Origin of the sequence: Synechococcus sp. H55.9, assembly GCF_047462355.1 — a bacterium.
Lineage (GTDB): Bacteria > Cyanobacteriota > Cyanobacteriia > Thermostichales > Thermostichaceae > Thermostichus.
The window spans coordinates 1-11,578 of the sequence record NZ_JANSJB010000048.1; the positions used below are offsets into that span (position 1 = coordinate 1).

Annotated in this window: 9 protein-coding genes; 6 read left to right on the plus strand and 3 right to left on the minus strand. The window is 58.6% G+C overall.

The window, feature by feature from the left end; all coding sequences use genetic code 11:
- Positions 1-65 precede the first annotated feature (65 nt).
- Entirely contained in the window at positions 66-2,879 is a 2,814-nt protein-coding gene (gene treY / locus NW857_RS07740; RefSeq protein ID WP_414368549.1) for a malto-oligosyltrehalose synthase, read from the minus strand.
- Positions 2,880-3,154: 275 nt separating this feature from the next.
- Here treY and NW857_RS07745 point away from each other — a divergent pair, with 275 nt between their 5' ends.
- Both NW857_RS07745 and NW857_RS07750 read left to right on the plus strand, forming a co-directional pair.
- Positions 3,155-4,000: a M48 family metallopeptidase gene (locus NW857_RS07745; protein ID WP_414333740.1), complete on the plus strand. Its 846-nt coding sequence runs from the start codon at positions 3,155-3,157 to the stop codon at positions 3,998-4,000.
- Between the two features lie 6 nt (positions 4,001-4,006).
- Positions 4,007-4,912, plus strand: a complete 906-nt coding sequence (locus tag NW857_RS07750; RefSeq protein ID WP_414338628.1) for a carbohydrate kinase family protein — start codon at positions 4,007-4,009, stop codon at positions 4,910-4,912.
- Between the two features lie 3 nt (positions 4,913-4,915).
- Here the strand turns inward: NW857_RS07750 and NW857_RS07755 are convergent, their stop codons facing one another.
- Positions 4,916-6,640, minus strand: a complete 1,725-nt coding sequence (locus NW857_RS07755; protein ID WP_414333744.1) for an ABC transporter ATP-binding protein — start codon at positions 6,638-6,640, stop codon at positions 4,916-4,918.
- A 521-nt stretch (positions 6,641-7,161) separates the two neighbouring features.
- On the opposite strand from NW857_RS07755, the gene NW857_RS07760 reads away from it, so the two are divergent.
- The 4 genes from NW857_RS07760 (at position 7,162) to NW857_RS07775 (ending at position 11,050) form a co-directional block, all read left to right on the plus strand.
- Complete coding sequence (locus NW857_RS07760; RefSeq protein ID WP_414333746.1) at positions 7,162-7,512, plus strand: hypothetical protein; 351 nt, start codon at positions 7,162-7,164, stop codon at positions 7,510-7,512.
- Between the two features lie 145 nt (positions 7,513-7,657).
- Positions 7,658-8,578 carry an L-lactate dehydrogenase gene (locus NW857_RS07765; protein WP_414333761.1) on the plus strand — a complete coding sequence of 307 codons (921 nt, stop codon included), beginning with the start codon at positions 7,658-7,660 and terminating at the stop codon, positions 8,576-8,578.
- Between the two features lie 89 nt (positions 8,579-8,667).
- A complete protein-coding gene (gene trmB, locus NW857_RS07770; protein WP_414333748.1) occupies positions 8,668-9,375 on the plus strand; it encodes a tRNA (guanosine(46)-N7)-methyltransferase TrmB in 708 nt (235 codons plus the stop codon).
- 67 nt (positions 9,376-9,442) lie between these two features.
- A complete protein-coding gene (locus tag NW857_RS07775; protein WP_414368551.1) occupies positions 9,443-11,050 on the plus strand; it encodes a type II CAAX prenyl endopeptidase Rce1 family protein in 1,608 nt (535 codons plus the stop codon).
- Between the two features lie 12 nt (positions 11,051-11,062).
- On the opposite strand, the gene NW857_RS07780 is transcribed toward NW857_RS07775, so the two are convergent.
- Positions 11,063-11,578 (minus strand): tetratricopeptide repeat protein (locus NW857_RS07780; protein ID WP_414368553.1); only part of this gene is annotated, 516 nt, incomplete at its 5' end.

Here is an 11,578-nt window from a genome sequence, read left to right on the forward strand (position 1 = left end):
GCGGGGCCAGCCTCGATCCGCGGGAGTTTGCCCGCATCGCCAACTTTCAGGCCCTGACCCCGGCCTCAATTGCTCAGTAGGTTCTTCTGCCCCCACAGCAGGGCCACCGGAAAAGACTTGAGGAGGATGCCCACCGGCAAGGTTTCGCCGGCAGGGATCCCTTCTTGGGTCAGCCCGTTCACCCACTCCAGCCGCTTCCAGCGGGGCAGATGAATTTCAGTATCTTTCCAAACGGCTTCTCCCAGGGGATCCTGCGTCTCGTCGATCAACGAGGTCAAAAAGCGGGGTGACACCGTAATCAAAACCTGCTTCTCGTGCTGGCGGGCAAAAGCCACCACGTGGGCAGCATGGGATCCGCTCACCTGCAGGGGAATGTAATTTCCGCCAAGAAACAACTGCGGCTGTTCCTGACGGGCCTTGAGCACAAGATGAATGAGAAACAGCTTAATGCGTCCGTCGCGGCGGTGGGACAGCAGATCTTCGACAAGCTGTAGAGGATCCTGTTTGACTCGCCGTTGAATTTCTTCTAAGTAGGCGAGGCGACGAGAAAAATCTACAGGCCGACGATTGTCGGGATCCACCATACTTAGATCCCATAGCTCGGTACCTTGGTAAATATCCGGGATCCCAGGGCTGGTGAGCTTGATCAGCGTTTGCGAGAGGGAATTCAAGATGCCAAAGTGGGCAATTTTGCGTTGGAAAGGCAAGAAGGACTCCAAAAAGGGGCTTGAAGTCTGTAGGATCTGATCGATAAAAGCGAGGGTGGCTTCTTCATACTCGGTATCGGGGCGAAGCCAAGCGGTGTGAACTTTGGCTTCCCGCACAGCTTTGATGGCATAGTCCTTAACCCGCTGCACGAACTGGGGCACCTCTTCCGCTTGGAAGGGATAAGAGCCGAGCAAAGTCTGGTAGAGCAGATACTCATCGTTGCGATCTGGCAGTTCCGAGCGCTTGGCTTGATTGCTGCGGACCTTGTAACCGAGGTTCAGCTCATGCCAAAGGTTGATGTGTTTTTTCCATTCAGCAGGGATTTCAGACAGCACATTCAGGCGGGCTCGTACATCTTCGCCGCGTTTGGTATCGTGGGTAGAGGAAGCATTCATCGAAAAAGGCCACTCGGCTGCTCGTTCTTGGTTAAAGCGGTGAAACTCCTGCAGAGAAAAGCCAAAACGGCAGGGATCCCCGCCCACTTCGTTTAAGGATAGTAGCCGGTTATAAACATAGAAGGCCGTATCCTCTACCCCTTTGGCCATGAGAGGGCCGGCCAACTGTTGCAGGCGCATGGCAAAGTAGATCTGCTCGTTTCTCTCTTGCTCTGACAAATTGTCGAGAGACTCCAGGCAGAGAAAACGCTGCAGAAAATTTAGTTCGTTTACCAAGATGGGCAGGTTCTCCTTGGCTTTCTCTACAGCTTTACGGATAACCTGCTGACCTTCTGGGCTGAGGATCCCTTGGTGGATGTAAACTCGATAAACCGGGAAGCACACCAAAACTTCCACCAGGGCTCGGCGCAAGCTGTAGAGGGTAAAGTCGTTAGCGTAGCGGTGATGGCTGGTGATCTGCTTGAGCAAAAAAGCAAGATTATCCATATCACCTGCCAGGTTGCGCTCGATGATCAAACGTTTTTTGTCTTCAATCACCTGTTCTGGGGAATGTCGTAGGTTCGTAAAGTCTTGATAAAGAGAGTCAAAAGCCTCTGCATTTTCTTCCTGGCAAAAAAGACCATTGAGCTTGGCTAAAAAGTCGTATCCTGTTGTGCCTTGAATCGGCCATTGCTGAGGCAGTTTCTCATCGGCTTCTAGGATTTTCTCTACCACGATGTAGAGATCTGGGCAGCGTTCCCGCAGGCGATGGAGATATTCTTCCGGGTTAAACAGGCCGTCGATGTGGTCGATACGTAAGCCTGTAAAGCGCTCTTGTTCTGCCAGCTTAAGGATAAGCTGATGTGTTTTGCGAAAGACCTCGCGATCCTCCATCCGCAGCGAGATCAGCTCGTTAATGGTGAAGAAGCGACGGTAGTTGATTTCCTCGGCGCCCACTTTCCAGAAGGAAAGGCGGAAATTCTGCCGCGCCAAAAGGTCGTCCAACAAGTCAAAGCTTGAGGGATCCCCCGGCTTGCCGTTAAAGATGGCAATGTTCTCGTCAAAGAAGTTTTGAATAGATTGGCTAGACGTGTAAAGCTCCCAAAGGGAGTGCTTAGCAAAGTTAATTTGATCGGTGCGTTCTAGGAGATCTTCCTTGCTGGGTATAAATCTCAGGCTGAAGAGGATCCCGAGTAACTTGATGTAGTCGGGGTGGCTTCGCCCTAACTTCCGCCGCAATTTACCTAAGTTGTAGGTAAAAACATCGGCATAGGTATCGATATTCAGAGGAAATCTCAGGTTATAGTAGTTGATGCTGAGGCCATCGGCATCGTAACGAAGCTGAATTTGACCAGACTCCAAACATTTATCGTAGAAATCTCCCAAAAAGGGTGCCAAGATCCTGCCTTTAATACCCAGATAGGAGTGGTTCCAGTTGACATCAAAGTAATCGATAAAGTCTGAGTTGGGCCCACTTTCTAGAACATCCATCAACATTTGGTTTTGGCCGTCATAGGCCATGTGGTTGGGCACGATGTCTTGGATCCAGCCGATTCCCTGCTGATTGAGGGTTTCCCACAAGAGCTCAAACTTTTCACTTCCCCCCAGTTCCTGGTTAATCTGCCTCGGATCCACCACGTCGTAGCCGTGGGTGCTACCGCTGCGGGCTTGGAAGATGGGAGAGGCATACAAGTCGCTGATGCCCAGCAACTTCAGGTAGGGAACCATTTGCCGTGCTGCCTCGAAGTCAAACCCAGCATGAAACTGAATGCGATAGGTGGAAGTCGGGATCCGCATGATGACCTTAGAACGACGACAAAGGGGTCTAGCTTGCAAACGGACTAGGGTCGAGAGAAGAGATGTTTCCAGAGTAGCGGCTAAAATCAAGAAACCATGTAGGGAAGGGCGGAGTCTGCCGAGGCAACAGTTGGAGGGGGTTCACAGCCCTCAGTTGCAGGTCAGCCCGGACATGCCCAGCTCTCTTGGTCTCCATCCCTTGACGGCCGACAGCAGGGATCCCCAAGCTCCAGCCGCCCGCCTGCTTTTGAAGCCTTTTTCTCCCCATCTTGTCTATGTCATCCATTCAACAAGAACCTCGCATTCTGCTGGGCCTGCGGGCCGACCAGTTTCGCCATCCTGTGGATCTGCAGGCAACCCGCTCTCTGCAGCAGGTGCCGGGGCTGGGCCTGCTGATTCAAAACTGGCTCGGCTCAACAGCAGGACAGGTCTTTTATCTGGATAACATCGCTTCCAGTATTCAAATTAACGAGCATCAGCTGCCGGAGATTCACCAGCTTTTGGTGCAGGCCTGTCGCATCTTGGATCTGGACGTGCCCCAGCTCTATGTGCGGCAGAACCCCACGCCCAATGCCTATACCTTTGCCATGCAGGGGAAAAAGCCTTTTATCGTTTTGCACAGCTCTCTGCTGGATCTGTTGGAGCCGCCGGAAATTCAAGCCGTGATCGCCCATGAATTGGGCCATTTGAAATGTAATCACGGCGTCTACTTGACGATGGCCAACATCCTCATGCTCTCCACCAGCTTGCTCCCCTTCGGCGGGCTGTTTTATCAGGCGTTGCAGGAGCAACTGATGCACTGGCTGCGGTGCGCCGAGTTTACCTGTGACCGGGCGGCGCTGTTGGTCACCCAAGACGCCAAGACGGTGATCTCGGTGTTGATGAAGTTGTGCGGTGGATCCCCGCAATTGGCCTCTAAGCTGAATGTGGACGCCTTTTTGGAGCAGGCCCGCGCTTACGACGAGCTGGACGGGGATCTGTGGCAGATGGAGCTGAAGCAGATGCAAACGGTGGGGCGCACCCATCCGCTGCCGGTCCTGCGGGCCAGAGAAATCGAGCGTTGGTTCCGCAGCAACACCTACCAGCAAATCCTGGAGCTGCAGGGAGCGGCTGCTTCCTAAGTGCCGATGATGGATCCCCCCGATGTGCCCCAGGGCTTGCCTCTCATTTTGGGGGAGGTGCTTTTCGACTGCTTCCCCAGCCAGGTGGTGCTGGGCGGTGCGGCTTTGAACGTGGCTTGGAACCTCAAGGGGCTAGGATCCGATCCCCTCTTGCTTAGCCGCATCGGCCAAGACGAAGCGGCAGAAAAGTTGTTGGCGGCGCTGCGGCGGCAGGGGCTGCGCCTGGAAGGTTTGCAACGGGATCCGATTCACCCCACCGGCCAAGTCCAAGTCACGCTGGATGCAGAGGGGATCCCAAGCTTTGCCATCTTGCCCGACCAAGCCTACGACTACATTCAGTTGGATATCGGGGTTCTCCAGCCCAGCCTGCTCTATCGGGGCAGCTTGGCGGCGCGACGGGAAGCGGCCCATCGCCACTTTCAGGAGACGATCCCCGCCCTTCGCTGTCCGGTGTTTTTGGATCTCAACCTGCGGGATCCCTGGTGGCAGCCGGATCCCATCCGGGAGATGCTGCGCACCTGCGATTGGCTGAAGCTAAACCAGGCGGAGCTGGAGCAGGTGGCGCGGCTAGAAGGGATCCCTGCCAAAGAGGTGCGGGAGCAAGGGCAGATCCTGCGGGCGCAGTTGAACCTGAAAGGTCTATTTTTGACTCTAGGGGCCGCAGGTGCGCTCCTGATCACCCCCGCCCAGGTTTATCAGGCCGACCCGGTTTCCGTACCTCAGATGGTGGATACGGTGGGCGCTGGAGATGGCTTCAGTGCCGTGGCCATCCTGGGCCTGCTGCGGGGATGGCCAGAGGAGGTGTTGCTGCAGCGGGCGGTGCAATTTGCCTCGGCCATCTGCGGGATCGCGGGGGGTGCGCCTCAGGATCCGGAGTTCTATCGGCCTTTCCGGCAGGAGTGGCGGCTCTGAAGCCTACTGAAACTGGCGCAGGTGAAACTGGGCGTAGCGCCCCCCTTTGCCCAGCAGCTCGCGGTGATTTCCTTGCTCCAGCAGTTGCCCTTGCTCCAAGACAAAAATGCGGTGGGCGGTGCGCACTGTCGAGAGGCGGTGGGCGATAACAAAAACGGTGCAGCGTTGCATCAGCCGTTGCAGCGCCTCCTGCACCAACGCTTCCGACTCGTTGTCCAAAGCAGAGGTGGCCTCGTCCAGGATCAAGATCTTGGGGTTGAGCAACACGGCGCGGGCAATGGCCAGCCGTTGCCGTTGTCCGCCGGAAAGGGTGACCCCGCGTTCTCCCACGCGGGTGGCGTAGCCATCGGGTAAGCTCTCGATAAAGGTGTCGATGTTGGCCACCTGGGCCGCCTGGCGTACCGCTTCCAGGTCAAACTGCTCTTGTCCGTAGGCGATGTTGCTGGCAATGGTTCCCGAAAACAGGGTGATCTCCTGCGGCACAATGCCAATCTGGCGGCGCAGGCTCTTGAGGGTGACGGTGCGGATGTCGATGCCGTCGATGCGGATGCAGCCCTGCTGCGGATCGTAAAAGCGGGGAATCAAGCTCACCAGGGTGGATTTGCCGGCACCGGAGGATCCCACCAAGGCCACGATCTCGCCGGGAGACACCTGAAAGCTGATTTCCTTGAGCACCGGCTGATCCGGTTTGTAGGCAAAGGAAACTTGCTCGAACTCCACCCAGCCCTGAATGGGGGGCATAGGCCGAGCGCCGGGCAGCTCCCGGATCTGCGAGCGAGTGTTCAGCAGCTCGAAAATCCGCTCCACCGAAGCCTCACCCTGTTTCAGCTCGCTGTAGTTGTTGGTGATGTGCACAATGGGGTCGATCAACATGGCAACACCGGCAATAAAGCCGAGAAACTGGCTGCCGGTCAGGTTGCCCTGGCTAATTTGCCAGCCGCCCACCCAAAACACCCCCAACACGCTCATGGCGTACAGGAAACCCACCACCGGGTCTTGGATGGCTTTCACCTGCTCGGTCTGAAACCGGGCCAGGCGGTTGCTTTCGGCAATGGCACTGAAGCGGCGAATTTCGTAGTCCTCGGCCGCAAAGGCGCGAGTGAGACTGATGCCGGCAAACACTTCTGTCAAGAGGGCGGCCAAATCCGACATCTTCTCTTGGTTGAGGCGGGAGCGAAACAAGAGGCGATCCCCAAACCAACTGATCAAAGCGGCCATCAGGGGGGCGATCAGCAGGGTGGTCAAGGTGAGAATGCCGTTGAGATAAAACAGGTAGGCCACCACCGCCAAGATGGTGAGCACGCTGGGGATGAAACGGTGGAAAAAGCGTTGCACCACCTCTCCCACCCGATCCAGATCCCCTGTCAGGCGATAGACCAGATCGCCGGTGCGGCTGCCGGAAAAATAATCCACATCCAGCGCTTGCAAATGGGCATAGATCTGTTGGCGCAATTCCAACACCATTTGCAGGGAAGCCCTCGCCATCAGGGTGTCTTGGCCGTACTGGAAGGCGCCACGCACCAAGAAAAACACCACTCCAATCAGGGCCAGCGTCCGCAATTGCCCCAGATCCCCGGCGCCGATGGAGCGGGCCACCCACTCGATCAAGTAGGCAAGCGCGGGCATGGTCAGGACAAAGCCAAGAGTGCAGGTCAGCCCCAACAACAACATCCACAGATGGGGCCGGATAAAAGGGATGAGACGGCGATAGCTACGACCCGGATGCACCAATCCCAAACCAGAAGGGCCTCTGACTCAACCAGCTTACAGGATACTGTTGCCCACTGCTGCCGGGATCCTTGAAACTGGCCGGTCGAGTTGAAAGCCGCTGCGGCCATTTTCTTTGACCGCTGTTACCTGGAAGCCGGCCAGTAGGTGCTGGGAGCATAACCGGGCATCAACACGATCAGCCATACTCTTGCTAGTTAGAATTACTTGCATTAGCAAAGAACCTCAACCAGGCCCGGAGAAGACGCAGATGACCCACATCCTGCCGCCGCGGGATCCCCGCTGTTTCCACAACATAGAGAGATAGAGAGTCAGACTGAGGGATATAACTCCACCACTTAACTCAGCTACAGGATATCTCTATTGCAACTACTTTCAATAAATTAGGGGCATGGTAGGGGTTTTCTTTGATAAAGAGTTGCATCAAGCTGGGAAGGTCTGGTAAAGTGCTTACCCAAATGGCAATTGCTAAAGATTTGCAGTTAAGCCTTCTCAGGAGAACGGGTCGCGGAGTGGCAAGCATGACATGGCAACAGGTGCAGGCGGGCGTGTGGTGTCGGCAGTTGGGGCAACTGGCGCCCCAGTGGTGGCTGGGGTGGAGCCCTGAGCAGGGCTTCCAGCTCTACCGCCAAGAGTCCCTGCCTTCTCTCTCTGCTTTGCGGATGCGCTACCAGGAGCAGGATGGCTGGCTGGATGTGTTTTTGGGAGAAGCCGAGCAACATCCCCAGCGGCGGCGCAGTCTCCTCGATGCAACGGCGCGGGTGGCTTTGCACTACTTGCCGGAAGATCTGGCTCAGATTCGGTCCCTGAAGTGTCCTCACGAGCGCATTCCTCTGGAGCTTTGGCAACGGCTAACCCAGCAACGGAGTTGAGGACTACCCAATGCTATTTTGCTCTCCGCTTGGCCAGGCTTAAGCTGGGAAGGGAAGCGTAGCGGCTGAAGCCATGACCGTTTCTGAGCGCCAACCCAAGCAACCCTTTGAGCAGCAAGCCAGTGGGCTGACTTCTCGCCGCCTTTTGAAGGGATCCATCATCGGCGCCGGGCAGGTGGGCATGGCCTGTGCCTACTCGATGGTGATCCAGAACACCCTCGATGAGCTGGTTCTTCACGACATCGACCGCGCCAAGCTGGAAGGGGAAGTGATGGATCTGGTGCACGGGATCCCTTTTGTGGAGCCGACGCGGATCTGGGCGGGAGAGCTGGCCGATTGCGCCGGCTCAGACGTCGTGATTGTGACGGCGGGAGCCAAGCAGCGGCCTGGCGAAACCCGTTTGGATCTGGTTCACCGCAACGTTGAGATTTTCAAAAGCTTGATCCCGGCCCTGATGGAGCATTGCCCCAGCGCCATTTTCCTGGTGGTGAGCAACCCCGTCGATATCATGACCTATGTTTCCCTGAAGGTGTCGGGGCTGCCGGCGGGGCAGGTGCTGGGATCGGGCACGGTGTTGGATACGGCCCGCTTCCGCTATCTTTTGGCCCGGCGGCTGGGGGTGGATCCGCGCAGCCTGCACGCCTACATTATCGGCGAACACGGAGATAGCGAGGTGGCCGTCTGGAGCAAGGTGAACATTGCCGGCACGCCGATTGGCCAGCTCTCGCCGGAGTGGGATCCCGCCCAGTTGGGGGATATTTTCGAGCAGGTGCGCAATGCCGCCTATGAGATCATCCGCCGCAAAGGGGCCACCAGCTATGCCATTGGTCTGGGGGTGACGCAAATTGTCCAGGCCCTGGTACGGGATCAGCGGCGCGTTTTAACCGTGAGCAGCCTCACCCAGGGGGAGTATGGTCTGCCGGAGGTCTGCCTCAGTTTGCCGAGAGTGGTCGGTCGGCAGGGGGTGGAGCGCACGCTGGCCATGTCCCTCACCGAGAGCGAGCAACAGCAACTGCACCGCTCGGCCCAGATCCTGCGGCAAGTCATCGACAGCATCCGGTGGTAGCCTAGAGCTCCTCTACCTTTCCATCCCAACTGGGGGATCTTTTGGGATCCCTTGGGGGGAGGGCTGAAGCTAGCGGCAGGAGGTGGTCTATGGAAACAGACGTGCAACGGGCACAGCAGGTAACCCAACCTGAGAAGGACTCCCCCGCTTGGGCAGGGATCCCGCTGCAGAAAGGTCTTGGCCAGCGGCTGCGGCAACACGTCAACCCCCTACAGGCGCAATACCAACAGCCCACCCCCCCGCCCCACTGGGAACGGGTGTACCGGCGGCTGGGGCAACCCTTTCATTTGGATATCGGCAGCGGGAGCGGACGCTTTTTGCTGCGCATCGCCCAGGAGCAGCCCGACTGGAACTTTTTGGGCGTGGAGATTCGACAGCCGCTGGTGGAGCGGGCCAATGCTTGGCGGGACGAGCTGGGGCTGGATAACGTCCATTTCCTCTTTGCCAACATCAACGTCTCGCTGCGGCATCTATTTGCCCCGGGGGATCTCAGCCGAGTCACCATCCAATTTCCGGATCCCTGGTTTAAAAAGCGCCATCACAAACGGCGGATCGTCCAACCGCAACTGGTGGCGGATCTGGCCCTGCTGCTGCAACCGGGCAGCCCCGTCTTCCTGCAGTCGGACGTGCGGGAAGTGGCCGAGGAAATGGCAGCTCGATTTTTAGACCATCCGCAGTTTTGGGATCCCTGCCAGGGGCCCATCGATGACAACCCCTTCGGTATTCCTACCGAGCGGGAGTGGCAGTGTCTGCAGTTGGGGCTGCCCATCTACCGTTATTGGCTAGAGCGCCGCTGACCCCTTCATCCTGCCGAAGCCAATAGAAGCTAGGATATAACCCGCTGGAGTTGCCTCTGTTGCTGTCATGTCTCCCTCTGACGCCACGGCCTCGGTCGATCCCCATTGGCTTTCTGTTCGCCGTGGGATCCTCAACCTGCTGAGCCTATTGGCCCTTTTGATTGTCGGGCTTTCGCTTTCCAGCAGTTGGTTTCAGCCGCCGCCCCAAACGCGGTTGGATCTGTTGCAAACCCATCTCGCCCTGCAGGCTGCCCGCACCCTCGACGATCCCCGCTATCAGGATCTGGCGCGGGCTTTGCTGGGGCAGAACGTTTTCGAGCTGGCCCACAATCGCTACCGGCAGGTGGCCGACAACTACGCCGAACGCCTGCAGCGCCTCAAACGGATGGCACGGCTGGAAAGGGCGACTCCCTCGGAGGCGGGCAGATCCGAATTGGCCAGCCTCTCGGATGCGGTGGGGCCGGCCTCAACTCCAGAAGAAGTGGATCCCGTTCTGCTGGCTTCTGTCCAGGAGCTGCAGGCGGAGCTGGACGCCCTGCGGCTGCGCCTGGGCCTGCTCTCCGCCTACCAGGAGGATCTGGAGGCAGCCCAGCAGCAGTGGCAGCAGGTGATCGATCCAGAACGTCCCTTGGAGCTGGAATCCCGCCAAAAAGGGGTGGCGCGGCTCTTGCAAGGGCTGTGGGGAACGCCACGGCGCATCTTGCCGGAGGCCGAGGTGCAGATCCGCAACCACCTGGACGGCTGGTTTGAGGCAGTGGCCCTGCAGCAGCTCTACCGGCTGCAACAGCGCAGCGACAGCCTCAATGCCCTCAACCAGGAGCAGGAAAAATTGGCCTTGGCAGCTCTGTTCCGGCTGGCAGTGGTGGGCGGGATCCCCGTGCTGGGGGCGCTGCTGGGGCTAATCCTCCTGTTGGGTTGGCTGGGCTGGAGCTTCTGGCGCCAACGTCCGCTCCTCGGCCCGCCGTGGGAGGTGCCTTGGCAGGGGATCGGAGCGCAGGCGGTGCTGACCGGTTGGTTTTTGGGGTTTATTCTCCTCAATACCTTGGTGCCTCGCCTTTACATGGTTCTGCTCGGCTTGGGGGCACAACAGCTCAGCCCTTGGCATCAGGCGGTGGCCTTGTTTCTCACCTACAACGCCGGCGCTCTGCTGGGGGCGGCGCTGTTGTACCGGCTTCTTCGGATCTATCCCGGTTGGCAGAAGGCGTTGCAGGTGCGGCTGTGGGGCCCTTGGCCGCTCTGGGGCCTATGCGGCTACTGGGTGGCCCTACCTTTGGTGGTGCTGGCAGCAGCGCTGTCGCAGTTGCTGCTGCCCCAAGCAGGGGGTGGGAACCCCATCTTGCCGCTGCTGCTGGACAGCCACGGCTGGGGGGCGCGCTTGCTGTTTTTGGCCGTGGTGTCTGTCTGTGCCCCCGTTTTTGAGGAGGTGCTGTTCCGGGGCTTTTGGCTGCCTACGCTGAGCCGCTACTTGCCGATGGGGGCTGCCATCTTGCTCAGCGCCTTCACTTTTGCCCTTGCCCACCTCAACCTTTCCGATCTGCTGCCGCTGACCATGCTAGGGGTGGTGCTGGGGGTGGTGTACAGCCACAGCCGCAACCTGCTGGCCCCCATCCTGCTGCACAGCCTCTGGAATACGGGATCCCTGGTCACGCTGCTGGTGCTGGGGGGCGCTTCCTGAGCGGAGTTTGGCCTACTTTTTCTTGCCAAAGAGGCGGCTCCAGAAGCCGCCGTTGTCTTCTTTGCGCGGCGGTGGCACGATTTTCTGGGCCTGGGAGGTCTGGCGGCTGGCGGCAGGGACGGGAACCGGCTGCTGGGTGGTGACCTGCTGCAACCAGCGGCGCACCTCCGCCATCAACTCGGCGTTGCCCGGCTCAAGGCGGCTGGCCTGCAGGAAGTCGGCCTTGGCCATGCCGGCGTTGCCCTGCTTGAGGTGGGCGATACCCCGGTGCAGATAGTAGCGGGCCACGTTGGGCTGGGCGCTGATGGCGAAGTTCAGATACTGCACCGCATCCCGGTATTGCTTGCGCTCGATCATGTCCAGCGCCTGCAGGAAGCGAGTCTCAGCGGGGCTGAGTTGCGGAGTTGGGGGCGGGGTGGGCGGGGCAGTAGGAGACGGAACGGGGGAGCCGGCCGGGATCCCACCCAAGGTGGTGCGGCTGGGGGAAGGGGTTGGGATCCCAGTCAGGGTGGTGGTTCTGGCGGCAGG